The sequence below is a fragment of the Microbacterium sp. HSID17254 genome, from assembly GCF_003989315.1.
Taxonomy (GTDB): domain Bacteria; phylum Actinomycetota; class Actinomycetes; order Actinomycetales; family Microbacteriaceae; genus Microbacterium.
This window is the reverse complement of sequence record NZ_RBLT01000010.1, coordinates 21,084-38,588: the sequence shown is the minus strand read 5'-3', so window position 1 is coordinate 38,588 and position 17,505 is coordinate 21,084. Positions and strand designations below refer to the sequence as shown.

The 17,505-nt window shown below is 68.0% G+C and carries 18 protein-coding genes; 13 read left to right on the top strand and 5 right to left on the bottom strand.

Annotation, left to right across the window (positions count from 1 at the left end):
- Positions 1-81: 81 nt before the first annotated feature.
- From D8M34_RS08015 to D8M34_RS08005, 3 genes are all read left to right on the top strand, one after another.
- The gene (locus D8M34_RS08015) at positions 82-1,632 is read left to right on the top strand and encodes an AAA family ATPase (protein ID WP_126893680.1); all 1,551 of its coding nucleotides are present in this window, start codon (positions 82-84) and stop codon (positions 1,630-1,632) included.
- Positions 1,610-2,518, top strand: a complete 909-nt coding sequence (locus D8M34_RS08010; protein WP_126893679.1) for an HNH endonuclease — start codon at positions 1,610-1,612, stop codon at positions 2,516-2,518. Before D8M34_RS08015 ends, D8M34_RS08010 begins: the two co-directional genes overlap by 23 nt.
- Positions 2,519-2,596: 78 nt before the next feature.
- On the top strand, positions 2,597-2,992 hold the full coding sequence (locus D8M34_RS08005; RefSeq protein ID WP_126893678.1) for a VOC family protein: 396 nt from the start codon (positions 2,597-2,599) through the stop codon (positions 2,990-2,992).
- A 42-nt stretch (positions 2,993-3,034) separates the two neighbouring features.
- On the opposite strand, the gene D8M34_RS18860 is transcribed toward D8M34_RS08005, so the two are convergent.
- From D8M34_RS18860 to D8M34_RS07995, 4 genes are all read right to left on the bottom strand, one after another.
- Positions 3,035-3,202: a hypothetical protein gene (locus tag D8M34_RS18860; RefSeq protein WP_153244997.1), complete on the bottom strand. Its 168-nt coding sequence runs from the start codon at positions 3,200-3,202 to the stop codon at positions 3,035-3,037.
- Between the two features lie 83 nt (positions 3,203-3,285).
- A complete protein-coding gene (locus D8M34_RS19760) occupies positions 3,286-3,411 on the bottom strand; it encodes a hypothetical protein (RefSeq protein WP_274543257.1) in 126 nt (41 codons plus the stop codon).
- A 68-nt stretch (positions 3,412-3,479) separates the two neighbouring features.
- On the bottom strand, positions 3,480-4,202 hold the full coding sequence (locus tag D8M34_RS08000; protein WP_126893677.1) for a 3-keto-5-aminohexanoate cleavage protein: 723 nt from the start codon (positions 4,200-4,202) through the stop codon (positions 3,480-3,482).
- A 41-nt stretch (positions 4,203-4,243) separates the two neighbouring features.
- Positions 4,244-4,474: a hypothetical protein gene (locus D8M34_RS07995; RefSeq protein WP_126893676.1), complete on the bottom strand. Its 231-nt coding sequence runs from the start codon at positions 4,472-4,474 to the stop codon at positions 4,244-4,246.
- A 365-nt stretch (positions 4,475-4,839) separates the two neighbouring features.
- Between D8M34_RS07995 and D8M34_RS07985 the strand changes: the two genes are divergently transcribed.
- From D8M34_RS07985 to D8M34_RS07945, 9 genes are all read left to right on the top strand, one after another.
- Entirely contained in the window at positions 4,840-5,862 is a 1,023-nt protein-coding gene (locus D8M34_RS07985) for a LacI family DNA-binding transcriptional regulator (protein WP_126893675.1), read from the top strand.
- A gap of 78 nt (positions 5,863-5,940) precedes the next feature.
- Positions 5,941-6,831 (top strand): ROK family protein, encoded by an 891-nt coding sequence (locus D8M34_RS07980; RefSeq protein WP_126893674.1) that lies wholly within the window; start codon positions 5,941-5,943, stop codon positions 6,829-6,831.
- Positions 6,828-8,666 (top strand): class I mannose-6-phosphate isomerase, encoded by a 1,839-nt coding sequence (locus tag D8M34_RS07975; RefSeq protein ID WP_126893673.1) that lies wholly within the window; start codon positions 6,828-6,830, stop codon positions 8,664-8,666. Before D8M34_RS07980 ends, D8M34_RS07975 begins: the two co-directional genes overlap by 4 nt.
- A gap of 89 nt (positions 8,667-8,755) precedes the next feature.
- Positions 8,756-10,024, top strand: coding sequence for an ABC transporter substrate-binding protein (locus tag D8M34_RS07970; RefSeq protein WP_126893672.1), 1,269 nt, complete (start codon positions 8,756-8,758; stop codon positions 10,022-10,024).
- Positions 10,025-10,032: 8 nt separating this feature from the next.
- A complete protein-coding gene (locus D8M34_RS07965; protein WP_126893671.1) occupies positions 10,033-10,908 on the top strand; it encodes a carbohydrate ABC transporter permease in 876 nt (291 codons plus the stop codon).
- Positions 10,908-11,720 carry a carbohydrate ABC transporter permease gene (locus D8M34_RS07960; protein WP_126893670.1) on the top strand — a complete coding sequence of 271 codons (813 nt, stop codon included), beginning with the start codon at positions 10,908-10,910 and terminating at the stop codon, positions 11,718-11,720. The genes D8M34_RS07965 and D8M34_RS07960 overlap by 1 nt, the downstream gene beginning before the upstream one ends.
- 25 nt (positions 11,721-11,745) lie before the next feature.
- Positions 11,746-13,860, top strand: coding sequence for a hypothetical protein (locus tag D8M34_RS07955; protein ID WP_126893669.1), 2,115 nt, complete (start codon positions 11,746-11,748; stop codon positions 13,858-13,860).
- A 62-nt stretch (positions 13,861-13,922) separates the two neighbouring features.
- On the top strand, positions 13,923-15,101 hold the full coding sequence (locus D8M34_RS07950; RefSeq protein ID WP_238695618.1) for a DUF4185 domain-containing protein: 1,179 nt from the start codon (positions 13,923-13,925) through the stop codon (positions 15,099-15,101).
- Positions 15,098-15,826: an SGNH/GDSL hydrolase family protein gene (locus D8M34_RS07945; protein WP_126893667.1), complete on the top strand. Its 729-nt coding sequence runs from the start codon at positions 15,098-15,100 to the stop codon at positions 15,824-15,826. Before D8M34_RS07950 ends, D8M34_RS07945 begins: the two co-directional genes overlap by 4 nt.
- Positions 15,827-15,947: 121 nt before the next feature.
- Here the strand turns inward: D8M34_RS07945 and D8M34_RS07940 are convergent, their stop codons facing one another.
- The gene (locus tag D8M34_RS07940; protein ID WP_126893666.1) at positions 15,948-16,397 is read right to left on the bottom strand and encodes a VOC family protein; all 450 of its coding nucleotides are present in this window, start codon (positions 16,395-16,397) and stop codon (positions 15,948-15,950) included.
- Positions 16,398-16,500: 103 nt separating this feature from the next.
- Between D8M34_RS07940 and D8M34_RS07935 the strand changes: the two genes are divergently transcribed.
- The gene (locus D8M34_RS07935) at positions 16,501-17,454 is read left to right on the top strand and encodes a helix-turn-helix transcriptional regulator (RefSeq protein WP_126893665.1); all 954 of its coding nucleotides are present in this window, start codon (positions 16,501-16,503) and stop codon (positions 17,452-17,454) included.
- Positions 17,455-17,505 lie beyond the last annotated feature (51 nt).

Here is a 17,505-nt window from a genome sequence, read left to right as displayed (position 1 = left end):
GCGTTTCGCGTGTACCGGTAAACGCACGGAACATATCGCTGACGTCGATACACGGACGAGGCCGAATGGCAGGATGGTCCCGTGCGTCTTGCCTTCCGTGTACTCCCTCCTCGATCCAAGCCGTCGTCCTCCACCGACACCTTCACCCTGGTCGAGGACAGATGGGATGACTACACATTCAAGACGACGTTCCACCTCAGCTACACCGACCCCGACGGCGTCATCCAGAGCCTCGGGTTGGTGAAGATCGCCAGCTTCGGAATGGGCGATGAGCGCGCGAGCACCAAGCTGCCGAAGAGCACCTTTGCCACACTCGGAGAGGAGTTCTTCTCGCTCGGGCAGGATCGCGAGTACTACGAGAACCTTCTCGGGTTGGGGGACGAACGTCGCAAGGCCGTTCTTGTCGCCCTGAGGGATATTGCCTTGGACGCTGAGCTGTATGAGAAAGCCATCCTCGAGCCGGTGACGGCCGCGTCGCTGCTGCGAGACGTGGAGGACACCGTCATCACATCGCAATTCCGGCGGATCGCCGAGGGCCACGCACCTCGGACCGACTTCCACTTCTCGTACGCGCTGCCGCAGTGGGCCGAAGAGACCGCCACCCAAGAGCCGATCGAGTTCCATATCGAAGCCGAAGCCTCACCTTCGACGAACGTGCGGGTCGTCATCGGGGCCAACGGCGCCGGCAAGAGCACCATGATGCGCAACTTCGCGGCGAGCCTGCGAGCCGACAGCGTCCCGGCTGAGACCGGAGTCTTCTCCCAGTTGGGGTCGCGCACTCGGCCACGACGGAGGATCCCGTTCGACAACCTCGTCACCGTGAGCTTCTCGGCTTTCGATCAGTTCCCGGAGAACCTTCGCGACCCGAACGGGAAGAAGGGCGACGTCCCCCACCATGTGATCGGCCTCCGCGGGGTGTCCGACTACTCCGCCGAGGAAAGCGAGCTCGCGGTGCAGTTCGCGACGACGCTGCGACCCTGCATCCGTGGCCCCCGGCGAGAGCGCTGGCTGATCGGACTCAAGACGCTCGCGTCCGCGGATCCCATACTCGAGCGGCACCGACTCGAGACGCTCGTCGACGCGGCCGCGGTCGACGACGAGGTCGTCGGCGCACGGAAGGCCTTCGATGCCCTGAGCTCCGGGCACAAGATCGTCTTGCTCACGATGACCGCCCTCGTTCGATATGTCGAAGAACGCAGCCTCGTGCTCATCGACGAACCGGAGACGCACCTGCACCCGCCTCTGCTCTCTGCGCTGATCCGGGTACTCACCGGTCTCATGAACGACCGGAACGGGGTCGCCTTCGTCGCAACGCACTCACCCGTCGTACTCCAGGAGGTGCCTCGTTCCTGCGCGCTCATCTTGAGGCGGCGCGGAAACAGGTCGACCCTACGCCATCCGAGGATCGAGACTCTCGGCGAATCGCTCTCGGTTCTGACGAGTGAGGTCTTCGGGCTGAACGTCACCGATACCGCCTATCACGAACTACTCGATCGGTATTCGATGACCGATGACGAGTCGCGCCTCCGCGACCAACTGGGCGGGGAAGCACTCGCCATTCTTCGCGCCCTCGACGACGAAGAAGACGAGGACGCCGAAGAAGACGAGCATGAGGAAGACCGCCGTGGTTGAGCATCTCGGTCTTCCGCTGGTCAGCCACCACGAGGTGTACGGCTCCGCCGTGGACGTCATCGGCCACAAAGCCCTCGCGCAAAGGCACCACGACGAAGAAGCACTCATCCTCACCGCGGGACTGCAGTACGAAGCGCTCGCACGAAGCGGCAACCTCGCAGGCATCCGACCACCGGGATATCTCCCCGTGCATGTCACCGACAAGGAGCTTCGACGGCTGTACCGGCGACTGCGCGACGGGACATTTTCGCGCATGTACTACGACCGTCTCATCGACCATGCGGTCGATGACCGCTGCCCATACTGCAGCGACCGCGAACCCACCACGCTCGACCACTATCTCGCCAAGTCCGAGTTCGGCGTCTACGCGGTTCTGCCCATCAACCTCGTGCCGAGCTGCGACCGCTGCAACTCCAAGAAGGGCAACTTCGAGCAGTCGACGCGCGGGCAACACGGCGCAGTCCTCCATCCGTATTTCGATGACGTGAGCGAGGAACACTGGCTGAAAGCGACGATCGTGGACAACGCCGGGCCCGTGGCCCGGTTCTACGTCGATCAAAGCGCGATCTCGGATCCGGCGCTGCGCACCCGCGCCTCGTCACATCTCAATGCCCTTCGGCTGAAGAAGTACTTCAAGGTCAAAGCGGGCCAGGAGATCAACAACCTGGACCGCAAACTCCCGGCCGTCCTGGCCAAGCGCGGTCGAGCGGCCGTCGTCGACCATCTCCTCGATCAAGCGGACTTCCGGGCAGGGGAGCGCGTGAATTGTTGGGAGCGGGCCGTCTACGAGGCTCTGGCCGAGAGCCCCTGGTATCTCGACGTTCACCTGCCGACTCTCCCCGTCCGAAGGATTCGACCGAACCGTCACGAGCCGATCGCGCTCTGACCGAACGGTGGGCGTTTCGCGTCTGCCGACGCGCATAATCCCGTACTCACCGCCCCACCCCGACCTACACTCGACGTCATGCTGAAGCTCGTGTCGATCGTGATCCGCGTGACGGACCTCCCCGCGCAGTCCACGTTCTGGAAGGAAGCTCTCGACTACGTCGAACGCGACCCCGGGGACGACGACTGGGTCGTGTTGAAACCGCGCGATGCCGACGCTCCCTGCATCGCCCTCGACGCCCACCACTCCGAACGGGTGCTGCCGCCGCGCATCCACCTCGACATCTACGCCGAGGATCAGAGCGCCGAAGTCCAGAGGCTCACGCAGCTGGGGGCGCGCGAGGTGCACTGGGTCGGACGCCCGGCCGACGCCGATTACGTGATCATGGAGGATCCGGAAGGCAACCGCTTCTGCATCGTCGACCGGCCGGATTGGTCGGGCTGGGACCGCGCCGACGAAGGGGTGCATGTCTGAGCAAGCAGTCTCGGCGGACGCGGAGGGGACTGGTCGGGGCCCTCAGACGTCCCGGCGATTGTTCACCAGCGACCGTGTCTTCGTCATGCCCTGTTCATTCGGCATCGCGATGGGGCTCGTCGTCATCACCGGGTTGTCACTCGCTGGCTGCGCATTCGCGAACGCCGTGAGGATCACGGTCACGATCAGTGGATCCGGGGAAGCGGTCATCGTCGCGACAGTCATCGTCGCGTGCTCTCTCGGGGTCGTCGCGTTGCGTCGCGACCGACGCTCACCCGATTGACGCCCTCTGGTCACACCTGACCGGGCCGGCCGTCCCGCGCCATCGCCTGACGGTGTGAGGTCAGCGCCGCGCGCACGGCAGAGTAGATCACCAGCCAGGTGATCAGGATCCCGATGAGGATGAACGCGAGGTTCATGAGAAGGAAGGGTACGAGCGAGTCGGAGAACATCGCCCCAGAATGCCGCACCCCGCGCACCCGCCCGGTCAGACTCCCCGCATCCGCGCCACGGCCGCCCGCACCAGCGCCGCGTTCCCCGGAGCACTCGCGCCGTCGGGGAGCAGCAGCGTGTCCTCCAGGCCGATGCGCGACGCCAGCCCGAACTCGACGGCAAGGTCGAACACCGGCCACGTCGAGCCCTCCTCGCCGTGCAACAGGATCGGGAGGTCGGGCTCCTCCAGCTGCACATGGGCGATCATCCCCTCAGCGTGGTCACGCAGCACCTCGGTCGGCTCGTCGGGGAGCTCGATCAGCACCCGCAGGCACTGCCCGCGAACGGGCGACCGCTTCCACACCTCGAAGCCGGCCGCGTCCCACAACCCAGCCTCGACCGCGACGCCGCGCTTCAGCAGCAGTGCGGCCACCTCGTCGGCTCCGGCCTCGTGCCAGTTGACCGACGCGTGATCGGGCAGCTCCGTCCACGCCTCAATGGCGGCGAGGCGGCGCTCGATGTCGGGCTCGGCCCAGGCGCCCGTCGTCACCCCGACCGGCACACCGGGGCTCGCGGAGCGCACCGCGGCCACCCATCGGGCGACATCGTCGGCGGCGAGACTGTCGCGACCGGCCTCGTCCTTCGGGTGCACATGCACCTCGTGTGCCCCCGCCGCCACAGCACGCGCGGAATCGTCGGCCACGACCGAGGCATCCGCACTCAACCACGGGTGCTCGACCGCATCACGGGCGCCGTTCACGCATACCTGCACCAGCATCCGACGCGGAGGCCGGGTAGGCGGGTGGGAGTCCGCCGCGGTCATCGGCCGATCAGCTCGCGCGGGTGCAGGTCATGGGGAGGGGCGTCGGTCGAGGGACCCTCTTCGGCGCGCACCGTGTGCTCGACCTGACGCGCCACCGCCGCGCTGCGGCCGACCTTGACCGCCTCGGCTTCGCTCATGAAGCTGCTCCCCAACGTCTGCGATTCACCCTCGATGCGGTTGAACCAGATGCCGTTGCGGTGGAACGTCTCGATGTCGCCTGCAGCCATGACGGGTTCCCTTCTCTCGCATCCCTTTCTATGTCAGACCACCGACACGACGGAGGGGCTTGACAGCCTCCGCACCATCGCCCGTCGATCTCACATCGGAGACCGGATGCACACGCTCGGGATCGACCGCCCAGTCGTACTCATCGCGCATCCATTCGGCGTCGCCTCACCGAGCTCGGCGGCCTGCGAAGGGGAGGGGTATCCCAGGTTCTCGTCCGGAGTGCAGACTCCCCTTGCGGCTCTGCCGCCGGTCGAGGAACAAGGCGGGTGCGGGCATCGAGCGGATGCGCGGGAACGGCCCCGCAGAACCGGAGGGGCGCTGGTAACGTTCCCTTGATCGACGGCACCACATTCGGAGGGCAGTGATGAGCGAACCAGCGCGCCGCCCGACCGTCAAGGAAGTCGCGACCAGGGCCGGCGTCAGCCCCATGACCGTCTCCCGCACGCTCTCCGGCGGAATCAACGTCAAACCCGACGTGCAGCAGCGCGTGATGGAGGCCGTGGCCGAGCTCGGCTACCACCGCAACGAGAACGCGCGCAGCATCCGCCCCGGACACTCGAGCGGCCTCATCGGCGTCGCGATCACGAACATCGCGAACCCCTACTACTCCACCTTCGCGCTCGGCGTCGAGGAGGAAGCCGCCCTCACCGGTCGCCGCATCCTGCTCGGCAACACCTCGGAGGACCCGGCACGCGAAGCCGACCTCGTCGGCGACTTCCTCGGCCGCCGCGTCGACGGGCTGATCGTCGTCCCCGCCGGTACGACCTCCGCGCACCTCGCCCATTCGCAAAACCAGGGCGTCCCCGTCGTGCTCGCCTCTCGACGCATCGAAGGACTCGCCGTGGACAGCGTCGTGCTCGCCGACGACGAAGGCGCCCACCGCGGGACGACGGCGCTCCTCGATCGCGGACACACCCGGATCGGCTACCTCGGCAACGCGCTGTCGATCTTCACCGGCGAGCGCCGCTACGCGGGCTTCCTCCGCGCCATGCAGGAGCGGGGCCTCACGGTCGACTCCCCGCTCGTCGCCACGAACCAGCAGACCGTCGACCAGGCGCGCGAGGCGACGCGAACGCTCCTCGCCGCGTCGCATCCGCCCACCGCGATCTTCTGCGCCAACAACCGCAACGCGATCGGTGCGCTCAAGGAGATCAACGCCCAGCTCGACGCCGGGTCGCGGGCCGTGTCGGACTTCCCCGAGATCGTGAGCTTCGACGACTTCGAGCTCGCCGAGCTCTCCCCCGTGCCGATCAGTGTGATCGACCACGACCCGCGCGAACTCGGCCGCACCGCCACCCGTCTGCTGCTGGACCGCCTGGACGGCGGCGAGCGCGACAGGGAGCACCGCGAGCTCGAATTGCCCGTGTCCCTGCGCGGCGTGCGCTGACGCGACCCGACATCCATCCGGGTGTTGACACCCCCACCCCTCGTTGATAACGTTACCAATCATCGACGAGGAGGCCGGATGGAGCTGTGCATCGATTTCGGAGGCACCGAGATCAAGATCGCCCTCATCGACGGCAGCCATGTCATCGGCTCGCGTAGCATCCCCGTGAGCGGCGCCTCCGCCGACCTCGACACAGCCGCTACGCATGCCCGCGCGCTGCTCGACCAGACCGGCCGTGCCGCAGACGCCGTGGGCATCGCCGTCCCCGGCGTCGTGGATCCCCGCAGCGACCGGATGCTGCACGCCAACGCCAAGTACGACTTCCTCGAAGACGTCAACCTGCACGCCTGGGCGCGCACCGAGTTCGACCTGCCGTCCGTCGTTGAGAACGATGCGCGCGCGGCGCTGATCGGCGAGACCTCCTCGGGCAGCGCGGCCGGCGAACGCGACGCTGTGCTCGTCGCCCTCGGCACCGGCATCGGGACTGCGGCGATGATCGACGGATCGGCCCTGCGCGGACGCACCGGCCACGCCGGGATCCTGGGCGGACACCTCACCGTCGACATCGACGGCCCCACCTGCCCGTGCGGGAACATCGGCTGCGGCGAAGCACTGGCGAGCACCAGGGCACTCCCCGAGCACGTCTCCATGGCGCAGGTGTTCACCACGGACGCACACGCCGACCTGCGCGACCGCTTCCTGCACGTCTGGGGAGCCGTCGTCACGTCGCTCGTGCACTCCTACGACCCCGCCGTCGTGATCCTCTCCGGCGGCATCCTGCGCGCGGGCGATGCCGTGAGGGCACCGATCGAGGACTTCGTGCGCGAGCACCTGTGGCCATCGCTGACACCGCCGCGCCTCGTCGTCCCGCCCGAGCCCGAACTCTCCGTCGTCCGCGGGCTCAGCGCCCTGACCCATTCCGCCCACACCGCCACCACCCACACCGCCATCCCGCAGGAGGAACAGTGACCACCCCGATCAGCGACATGCATGAAGGGCACACCACCCGAGGTCGCTACGACACCCAGCCCACCGTGGCGCTGCCCGACGGCGAGCGCATCCTCCGCGGCGCTGACGGCTGGACGGCAGCGGCCGAGCTCGCCGAAGCCTGCGCCCGCGTGACCGGTAACGCGCCCGTGCTGCTGATCGACACCTACCCCGGAGTGGACGTCGAGGCCCTCACCGCCCAGGTGCGCCAGGCGCTGCCGGAGTGGGCGGTCGTCGACGTCGAGACCGCGGCGCGACCGGTCGCGGAGGTCGAGCGGCTGATCGCCCCGAACCTCACCGACGACCGCGTCTTCGGTGTCATGAGCCACTTCGCCCTCACCGACTTCTACGACACCGCGAAGCTCGACGCTCTGGCAGCCACCATCGTCGAGAACCCCACCGTGGTGATCGGCTGGGGCGCGGCCCTGCTCTCCCCGCGCCTGACGGGCGACGCCGTGACGGTGCTCGCCGACATGGCCCGCTGGGAAATCCAGCTGCGCCAGCGCAAGGGCGCGACCAACTGGCGCGCCGACAACGCCTCGGAAGACAACCTCCGCAAGTACAAGCGCGGCTTCTTCGTGGAATGGCGCACCGCCGACCGTCACAAACGCGCGCTGTTCGACACCGTCGACTTCGTGCTCGACGGCAACGCCATCTCGCCGGCCGAACAGCATCCGGATTCGCCGGAAGCGGGGATGATCACGGGAGCCGCCTTCCGCCAGGCTCTGAAAGATGCCGCGCGTCGGCCGTTCCGCGTCGTCCCCTTCTTCGACCCCGGCGTGTGGGGCGGACAGTGGATGAAGAACCTCATCGGCCTCGACCCCTCGAAGGACAACTACGCCTGGTGCTTCGACTGCGTCCCCGAGGAGAACTCGCTGCTGCTGGAGGGCGAAGGCGGCGTGATCGAGATCCCCGCCCTGGACCTCGTCTTCAGCCGCCCTGTCGACCTGCTGGGCGCGAAGACGTTCTCGCGATTCGGCGCCGAGTTCCCGATCCGCTTCGACTTCCTCGACACCATGGACGGCGGCAACCTCAGCCTGCAGGTGCACCCGCTCACCGACTACATCCAGAACACGTTCGGCATGCACTACACGCAGGACGAGAGCTACTACATGCTCGATGTCGGCGACGACGCGGTGGTGTACCTCGGGACGAAGGAGGGCATCGATCCCGCCGAGATGCTCCAGGAGCTGGCGACAGCCCAGGACGGCGAGCATCCCTTCCCCGCCGAGAAGTACGTCAACTCGTTCCCGGCCCGCAAGCACGACCACTTCGCGATCCCCGCCGGAACCGTGCACTGCTCCGGCGCGAACTCGATGGTGCTGGAGATCTCGGCGACGCCGTTCATCTTCACCTTCAAGCTCTGGGACTGGGGCCGGGTGGGACTCGACGGGATCCCCCGCCCCGTGCACCTCGACCACGGCGCCAACAACATCCAGTGGGACCGCGACACCACCTGGGTCGGCGACAACCTCATCGACCAGGTCGAGACCATCCGCACCGACGGCGACGTGATCGAGGAGAGCACGGGCCTGCACGAGCTCGAGTTCATTGAGGTGCGTCGACACTGGTTCACCCAGACGGCCGACCACGACACCGAGGGCACCGTGAACGTGCTCAACCTCGTGGAAGGCGATGAGGTCGAGGTGGTCAGCCCGACCGACGCCTTCGCCCCCTTCGTGATCCATTACGCCGAGACGTTCATCGTCCCCGCCGCCGTCGGTGCCTACCGGATCCGGCGCACCGAGAACTCGCGCAGCCCGCGCTTCGCGACCGTCAAGGCCTACGTACGCGGCTCGCGTGCGAGCGACGACTGAAGACGCCGCACCCGACGAGCACCGCACCCGAGAAACAGCACACCCGACACACACCGCACACCCGAGAAACACGAACAAGGGAGTTCAGAATGATTTCGCGACGCACGATCGCCGCCGCCGCGGCCGGTCTCCTCCTCGGCACCCTGGCACTGGCCGGATGCTCCGGCGACTCCGGATCCGGCGGGGAGGGCGAGGTCGCCGGCACGCTCGACTTCTACACCGACAAGGCGGCGTGGAAGCCCGATTTCGAGTCGCTCAACGAGGTCAGCGGCGATGCCGTCGACATCACCCTGAAGACCACGGGCTACTCCGACGCCAACCAGTACGACGCCTTCATCAAGCAGTCGTTCCGCACCGACAAGTCGCCGGGGCTGTTCACCTGGCACACCGGCGAGTCGCTCAAGCAGCTCGTGGACGAGGGTCTGGTCGCCGAGACCACCGACATCTGGTCCAAGGCGGTCGACGAGGGCTGGGTGAGCGAAGACCTGCGCGACAGCTATACCTTCGACGGCAAGCAGTACTGCGTGCCGATGAACATCGCCTACTGGATCATGTTCTACAACAAGGCCGCCTTCGCCGACAACGGCATCGAGGTGCCGACGACCTGGGACGAGCTGAACACCGCCGCCGAGACGCTGAAGGACGCGGGGGTCACCCCGTACTACCAGACCAGCGTGCTGTTCACCTTCCAGTGGTTCCAGCACCTGGTCGCCTCCACCGACCCCGACCTGTACGCCGGACTCACCACGGGCGACGCGAAGTACACCGACCCCGAGATCGTCGACATCATGAACGTCTGGCTCGACGAGCAGAAGGCGGGCTGGTTCAGCGACGCGGGCAGCACGACCGACCCCGCGGTCGGCCTCAAGCAGGGCGACTACGCCATGATCAACTTCGGCACGTTCTTCGCCGGCAACCTCGAAGGCGCCGGCATGACCACCGACGACTACGGCATGTTCGCGATCCCCGCGGTCAGCGACGACCTCGACGCCACTCCGGTGGCCGTGGAGTCGGGCCCGATCTGCACCGCCGAGAACTCGAAGCAGCGCGACCTGGGTCTGGCCTACGCCGAATGGTGGATGTCGCCCGACGCGCAGACCGCGTGGAACGACGCGCACGGCGACGTCGCGTTCAACCCGAAGGCGAAGGTCTCCGACCCCGCACTGGCCGAGATCGGCGAGCAGATCGCCGGCGACGACTACATGCTCTACGACCGGTTCTTCGAAGCCATGCCGACCGAGATCGTGACCACTGCGATCGAGCAGTTCGGCGCGTTCAATGCCAACCCCGGCGACCCGATGCCGTTCCTGGAGAAGATCCAGGCCACGGCTGACAAGTACTGGGCAGAGCAGGAGTAAGCGGGCGGATGGCGCATCAGAAGACGCCCTACCAGTGGTCCGCCCGGGGCTTCGTCGCCCCGGGCGTGATCCTGGTCGCGGTCCTGCTCTACCTCCCGCTGCTGTGGACGGTGTTCCTCAGCTTCACGAAGTACAACGGCCTCGGCAGCCCGAAGTGGATCGGGCTCGACAACTACGTCGAGATGTTCACCGACGGCGACTTCGTGGGCTCGGCGATGAACACCGTGCTCTGGGTGATCGGCACCCTGATCATCCCGGTCGGCATCGGCCTGGCGATCGCGCTGCTCACCTGGAACCTCGGCGGCGGCATCTGGCTGCGCCTTCCGTTCCTCATCCCCTACGCCCTCTCCGGCATCGGCGTCGGCGTGGTCTGGTCGTTCATCCTCTCCTCGGGCGGAGCGCTCGATCAGGCTCTCGCCGCGTTCGGCATCACCGACCCGCCGCGCTGGCTGCTCGACGCCCCGCTCAATACGGTCGTGATGATCATCGCGTCGTCGTGGCAGGGCGTCGGCGTGAACGCCCTGCTGTTCACGATCGGCCTGCAGGCGATCCCCAAAGAGCCGCTCGAGGCTGCGCGCATCGACGGCGCCGGCGGGGTGCGCCTGTTCACCAGCATCCTGTGGCCGATGCTGCGTCCGCTCACCGCCGTGGTCGTCGGCCTCTCGATCGTCGCGAGCCTCAAGACCTTCGACATCGTGTGGGGCATGACCAAGGGCGGACCTGGCACCGTCTCCGAGACCCTCGCGCTGACCATGTACAAGGAGACGTTCGTGAACAGCGACTACGGGCTCGGCTCCGCGATCGCGGTGTTCCTCACCGTGATCACGCTCGTCGCCTCGGTGCTGTACCTGCGCCAGCAGCTCTCCCCGAAGAAGGAGATGTGATGTCGAAGATCATCCGCACCACCGTGCTCGTCATCCTCGGGATCGTGTGGCTGCTGCCCGCCTACCTGCTCGTCGTGAACGCGATGAAGGACCCGACCACCTTCACCTCGAAGGAGTCGTGGATCCCCACCGACTTCCACCTGTTCGAGAACTTCGGTCAGGCGCTCGAGCTCTCCGGCATCGGCGACAGCATCGTCAGCACGCTCATCTACTCGATCGTCTCGCCGACCATCGCCGTGCTCGTGGGCGCCGCGGCCGGCTTCGCGATCGTGGCCCTGCGCCTCAAACGCGGATTCCTGTGGTTCGTCGTGATCTTCGGCGGCACGGTCTTCCCGCTGCAGATGGTGCTGCTGCCCCTGTTCGACGCCTACTCGCGCACCGGACTGTTCGACACCCGCGTGGGCATGATCATGATCTACACGGTGATCTCGATCCCGTTCTCGGCCTTCGTGATGCGCAACTTCTTCACGGGCGTCGCGCACAACGTGTTCGAGGCCGCGGTGCTCGACGGCGCCACGACCTGGCGCATCTTCGTGCGGCTGTACCTGCCGATGGCGTCGAGCGCGCTGGTCGCGATCTTCATCCTGCAGGCCACGTTCGTGTGGAACGACCTGCTGCTCGGCCTCACGCTCAGCCAGTCCGACGACATCCGCCCCATCATCACCACGCTGTCGGGCATGCAGAGCACCTACGGCGGCGCGCAGATGTCGGTCGTGCTGGCCGCGGCCGTGCTCGTCTCGCTCCCCACCGTGGTGCTGTTCCTGTGCACCCAGCGGTTCTTCGCCAAGGGCCTCGCGCTCGGGCAGTACTGATCCTCACTCCGCCTCGAAAGGCATCATGAATCCCCTCATCCCCACCGTCGAGGATCTGGTCGCCGATGCGGTCACGCATCACTACGACGACATGATCGCGCCCACGGGCCTCACGAACATGCTCGGCACCGTGCGCGTGGACCACGACCTGACCGCGCTCAGCGCCGTGCAGTTCCCGCCGGTGTCGCAAGGACTCACGCAGACCGCCGTGCTGTTCGTCGACGGCCGCCTGTTCGCCTCGTACGGTCTGCCCGTCACGCACGAGTGGCGGCCCGACCGGGTGGTGCGGCGCGCGAGCGTGGGGGAGGTCGAGATCGAGACCACGACCGTATGCGTGCCGGGGAAGACCGCGGTGGCGATAGACATCGCGGTGCGCAACTCCGGCGCGGTGGAGCGTGAGGTGCGGATCGGCCTCTCGTCCGCGGCGCGCGTGACCCGGTCGGCCGAGGCCTGGCTCGACGCGGAATCACCGTCGGAACGCGGCACCGCGACCGTCGACGGCGGGTGTCTCGTGTTCGGTTCGACCGATGCCGCGGCGTGGAGCGTGCAGGGTCTGATCGGCGGGACCGCGGCCCTCAGCGGTGTGGCCGACCTGCCCGATGCCTTCGACACCGGGATCGGCGGCAACGGCCGCGGCGGCGAGCTCGCGACCACGCTGCCCGTGCCCGCCGGCGGAACCGCGCGCACCGGCTTCGTGCAGGCGATCGGCCTCGACGAAGCCGATGCGAAGGCCACGTGGGCCGACGTCGCCGGTGACATCCCCGGTGCCGTGGCCGCGGCCGAGGAGTTCTGGAACCGACAGCTCCGCGCCGCGTTCGACCCGAGCGACACCGAGTTCTCCGGCGCACTGCCCGTGCTCGACACCGCCTCCGCACCCCTCCGTCGCCTGTACTGGTGGGCGGCGCTGGGCGTGATCTGGTTCCGCCGCGACTTCGCCGGCAATGTGCTCGGGCGGTCGTACGACACGCTCATGCCCAACTACTGGGGCACCACCACGTTCATCTGGGACTACAGCCTCAGCTCGGTGAGCCACGCCCTGCTCGACCCCGACGAGATGCGCACCCAGGTGCGGCACTGGATCTCCCTCGACATCCACTCGCACTTCGGCACGTCGTCCCTCACCGGAGGCCCGGTCGGCCGCTGGTACTCCGTGAACGACTACGCCATGACCCGGCTCGTGCACGACTACGTGCGCTTCACGGGCGACGTCGCGTTCCTCGACGAGCTCGTGGGCGACCAGACCGTGGCCGCGTCGGTGCGGCAGTGGGCGACCGCCTGGAAGGAACTGCGTCGCGAGACACCCCTGGCCGACTACGGCGAGATCGACAACCTGCTGGAGTGCGTGAGCTCGTACACGCACGAGGTGGCGAGCCTCAACGCCGCGAACGTGTGGAGCATGCGCACCGCCGCCGACCTGGCCGACCTGCGGGGCGACGAGACCGCGGCGAGCGCGCTGCGCACCGAAGCCGACGCGCTGCTCCCGGCCGTGATCGCGCGCTATCTTCCCGGCACCGGTGTCTTCGCGGCAGGACAGCCCGACGGCACGCAGCTTCCCGTGCGGCACTGCTACGACTTCAGCGTGGTCGGCACCACGATCGCGGACGACCTCGCCCCGGGAATCCGCGACGAGATGGTTGGGTTCTTCCAGCGCGAGCTGCAGACCGACAACTGGATGCGCGCACTCTCACCCTGGGACCCCGACGCCAGCTACAGCCCACGGCCCGACCACCAGTGGAACGGCGCCTACCCCGCCTGGCCCGCCGACGCCGGACGCGCGCTCGCTGCACTCGGAGCCCCCGAAGTGCTGACCGGCTGGATCGAAGGGCTGTCCCGGACGGCGAACCAAGGGCCGATGGGGCAGGCGCACTTCGTGGAGGAGGCCGTGCCGGGCATCAACGGCGGAGCCCGCAAAGCCCCACCGCAGCTGCCGTACATCATCGACTGGTCGTGCTCCTCGTCCGGGGCCTGGATCGAGCTCGTGATCGAAGCCCTGTTCGGTGTCTCGGTCGCCGCCGACGGCACGGTGCGAGCGGCCGGATGCATCGCCGCCCTCGACCCGGGTGCGACCCTGCGCGGCCTGCGCGTCGGCACTCGCACCTACGACATCGACGCCACCGGAGGCATCACCCCCGTCCGCTGACCTGCACGACAGAGCATCAACCGAACACGAGAGCACCACCCGAACACAAAGGAGTGATCGACATGAGAAGACGCACCATCGCGGCGACCCTCGCCGCGGCGTCCCTCTGCGCCGGCGCACTGTTCGCCGCCCCGGCCACCGCAGCCGTTCCGACCGGAGGGAACCACGGCAGCGGAGGACACGGTCCCGGCCAGTGCTCGCTGGTCGACAAGACGCTCACCGCCACGGCGAACGCGGATCAGGGCCTGACCGAGCAGTTCACCACCTACGGGAACACGGGAGGCGCGTGGACCGGCGGCGACAGCACGTACTCCCTGCCACTCGGGAAGGGGAAGACCGGATGGTTCTTCTCCGACACGTTCCTCGGCACCGTGAACGCCGACGGCTCGCGGCCCACCGACTCCCCGTTCGTGAACAACTCCGTCGTGGTGCAGGACCGCCGCAGCGGCATGACGACCATCACGGGAGGCACCCCGGAGGAGCCTGCCGCCATCATCCCGCCCGAGCCCGACGGCAAGTGGTACTGGATCGGCGACCCCACACCCGGACGCGACGGCACGGTGCAGGTGCCGCTGCTGCAGTTCGGGCGCACGGGCAGCGGCCAGTGGGATTTCGCATGGACCGCGAACCGCCTTGCCACCCTCGACGGCCGGACCCTGCAGCTGGAGTCCATCACCGACCTGCCTTCGGCGACCGGGATCAACTGGGGGTCGTGGACGCTGGAGGAACGCGGCACCACGTACATCTACGGCATCGCGGATCCGGGTGGAGTGCGCTCGGCCTACGTCGCCCGCGCGCAGGACCGCGACGGCGTGAAGGGCGCGTGGACGTACTGGAACGGCACCGGATGGTCGGCTGCCGAGACCGACGCCGTCCCTGTCGTGCCGTACGTGGCGAACGAGTTCAGCGTCGCCCCCTTCCGCGACGGTTACCTGCTCGTCACGCAGGACACGTCGGAGCTGTTCAGCACCCGCATCGTCGCCCGCACCTCGTGCTCGCCCACCGGCCCGTTCACCGATCCGGTCGAGCTGTACCGCACACCCGAGACAGGCGCGCTGGGCAGCTACGGCGACCCCGATGTGTTCACCTACAACGCACACGAGCATCCGCAGCTGCGCCAGGGCAACCGCATCCTCGTCTCCTACAACGTCAACACCTTCGACAACGTGGGCGACGTGTACGACGACGCCTCGATCTACCGTCCGCGGTTCATCGACGTGCAGCTCAAGGTCACCGGGTGACCGACGACCGTGCGGCGCTCCGAGGGCTTCTCGCCTCCGGAGCGCCGCTCACCTGGGTGCTCACGGGCGACTCCATCACGCACGGACTCATCCACACCCGCGGTGCCAGGAACTACGTCGACCACCTGCACGAGCTGATCCGCGGCGACCTCGGCCGGGTGCACGACACGGTGATCAACACCGCGATCACGGGGTGGCGCGCCGACCTGATCCTGGGGGACTTCGAGGGGCGCGTGGCACGCTGGCGCCCCGACGTCGTGACGCTGCTGATCGGCACGAACGACTGCACCACCGAGTGGCTCGATCCCGCGATCGAGGTGCCCGCGTTCGCCGATTCGGTCGCGGAGTTAGTGCGACGGGTGCGGGAGCTCGGCGCGGTTCCGGTGCTGCAGACACCGCCGCCCGCCGACCTGCTCCACGCCCCCGACCGCGCGCGTCTCGGGGATTTCGCGCAGGCGACCCGCGACGTTGCCAGCGCAGAGGAAGCGATCCTCGTCGACCAGCACGAGGCGTTCGTGGCGTTCTCGGCGGGAACGGGGCCAGGCAACGAGGGCACTCCATGGGGGTTGCTCGACGACGCATTCCACCCCGGCGCTGCCGGGCACGCGCTGCTGGCCCTCGGCCTGGCCGGGACGCTCGGGCTGGACGCCGAGGACTCCCGGGTGCTCACGGACCTGCGGGCGCGGGTGGCCGTGGCGCGGCATCCACACTGGCCGTCGACCTGACCGTCGTCCTGGGGCGACACGTCTGTCGGAGGATCGGACGGATGCACGATCCGCCGCAGGGATTCCTCCTGCATCCGTCCGATCCTCCTGCATCCGGTCGGCAGGGGCACGCCATCGCGGCTCAGCTGGCGACGTCGAGCACCCAGGTCACGCCGAAACGGTCGGTGAGCATGCCGAAACCGGCCGACCACACCGATGCGGCAAGCGGCTCGATCACGGTCGCGCCCTCGGCGAGGCGGTCCCAGTACTGCCGGAGTTCATCGAGCGAATCGGCCCGCAGGGCTTGGAAGAACGTGCGGTCGGTGAGGGTCGCCCCGTTCTCGCGGCGCGTGGTGCCGGCGGCGGCTGCGGGGTCGGGGGCGTCCTCTCCAGGGATGTCGTACGCCATCAGACGCACCACACCGTCCAGCTGCCCGAACACGATCTTGTCCCATCCGGGAACACCCTCGGGCATGCCGAACTGTCCGTACGTCGCCGCCGTCACCTCCCCGCCGAACACGGACCGATAGAAGTCGAGCGCCTGCCGAGCGGTGCCTCGGAAGTTCAAGTGGGTCGTGGTGGTGATGGTCATGGTCTTCTCCTCATCGCGAGCCCCGCCGTTCGGGACCTCTGACGACAACGATCACAGGAGTAGAGGTCAGTTTCCGTCCGCTACTTCGGGCAGACTGAATACCATGACCGGGAGTTCGTCACGCATGCTCGCCCTGCTGTCGCTGCTGCAGACCCCGCGCGACTGGCCGGGTTCCGTGCTCGCGGAACGTCTGGAGGTCAGCCCCCGCACGGTACGCCGCGACGTCGACCGGCTGCGCACTCTGGGCTACCGGATCGGTGCGATCAAGGGACCTGACGGCGGCTATCGTCTCGCCGCAGGGTCGGAGCTCCCGCCGCTGCTGTTCGACGACGACCAGGCCGTCGCCATCGCGGTCGCCCTGCAGACCGTTCCCTCCAGCGGAATCGACATCGACGAAGGCGCCGCCCGGGCGCTGGCCACCGTGCGCCAGGTGATGCCGTCCCGGCTGCGACATCGAGTGGACGGCATCCGCTTCGCCGACACCGCCGCCGAGGTGCGCGTCGAGCCTGCCGTGCTGGAGGCGGTGAGCGCAGCTGTGCGTGACGGGCAGGTGCTCCGCTTCGACTACAGCTCCGACCGCAATCGGCCGGCCCGTCGCACCGAGCCGCACGCCGTCGTCGCCCGCGAGGGACGGTGGTACCTGCTCGCCTGGGATCTGGAAGCCGAGGACTGGCGCACGTTCCGCCTGGATCGGATGCAGCCCCGCATCCCGACCGGACCGTCGTTCACCCCGCGCCCACTGCCCGCCGCGGATGCACGGACGTATCTCGCGGCGAGGGCCAAGGGCTCGACGACGGAAGACCGGTGGCCCTGCGTGGGGGAGGTCGTGATCGCGCTCCCCGCCCGCGACATCGCGCCCTGGGTCGGCGACGGAGAGCTGGAGGAGCTCGCTGACGGGTCGTGCCGCGTGACGATCGGATCGTGGTCGTGGACAGGGGTGCTCGCCTCGGTCGCACGCTTCGATGCGGCTTTCACGGTGGTCGGACCATCAGCGCTGCGGGAGGCGGCGACCGCCCTGGCGGAGCGCTTCGCCGCAGCGTGCGACTTGTCCTCCTGAATCGTCGAGTTTCACGACCTTTCCCCATTCGCTGGAACTAGGCCGCGACGG

Coding starts and splice junctions, on each gene's coding strand:
- D8M34_RS08010 (WP_126893679.1), top strand. CDS start 1,610: ATGAGGAAGACCGCCGTGGTTGAGCATCTCGGTCTTCCGCTGGTCAGC.
- D8M34_RS08005 (WP_126893678.1), top strand. CDS start 2,597: ATGCTGAAGCTCGTGTCGATCGTGATCCGCGTGACGGACCTCCCCGCG.
- D8M34_RS18860 (WP_153244997.1), bottom strand. CDS start 3,202: ATGACCGCTTCCCCGGATCCACTGATCGTGACCGTGATCCTCACGGCG.
- D8M34_RS19760 (WP_274543257.1), bottom strand. CDS start 3,411: ATGAACCTCGCGTTCATCCTCATCGGGATCCTGATCACCTGGCTGGTG.
- D8M34_RS08000 (WP_126893677.1), bottom strand. CDS start 4,202: ATGCTGGTGCAGGTATGCGTGAACGGCGCCCGTGATGCGGTCGAGCAC.
- D8M34_RS07995 (WP_126893676.1), bottom strand. CDS start 4,474: ATGGCTGCAGGCGACATCGAGACGTTCCACCGCAACGGCATCTGGTTC.
- D8M34_RS07985 (WP_126893675.1), top strand. CDS start 4,840: ATGAGCGAACCAGCGCGCCGCCCGACCGTCAAGGAAGTCGCGACCAGG.
- D8M34_RS07980 (WP_126893674.1), top strand. CDS start 5,941: ATGGAGCTGTGCATCGATTTCGGAGGCACCGAGATCAAGATCGCCCTC.
- D8M34_RS07970 (WP_126893672.1), top strand. CDS start 8,756: ATGATTTCGCGACGCACGATCGCCGCCGCCGCGGCCGGTCTCCTCCTC.
- D8M34_RS07965 (WP_126893671.1), top strand. CDS start 10,033: ATGGCGCATCAGAAGACGCCCTACCAGTGGTCCGCCCGGGGCTTCGTC.
- D8M34_RS07960 (WP_126893670.1), top strand. CDS start 10,908: ATGTCGAAGATCATCCGCACCACCGTGCTCGTCATCCTCGGGATCGTG.
- D8M34_RS07955 (WP_126893669.1), top strand. CDS start 11,746: ATGAATCCCCTCATCCCCACCGTCGAGGATCTGGTCGCCGATGCGGTC.
- D8M34_RS07950 (WP_238695618.1), top strand. CDS start 13,923: ATGAGAAGACGCACCATCGCGGCGACCCTCGCCGCGGCGTCCCTCTGC.
- D8M34_RS07940 (WP_126893666.1), bottom strand. CDS start 16,397: ATGACCATCACCACCACGACCCACTTGAACTTCCGAGGCACCGCTCGG.
- D8M34_RS07935 (WP_126893665.1), top strand. CDS start 16,501: ATGACCGGGAGTTCGTCACGCATGCTCGCCCTGCTGTCGCTGCTGCAG.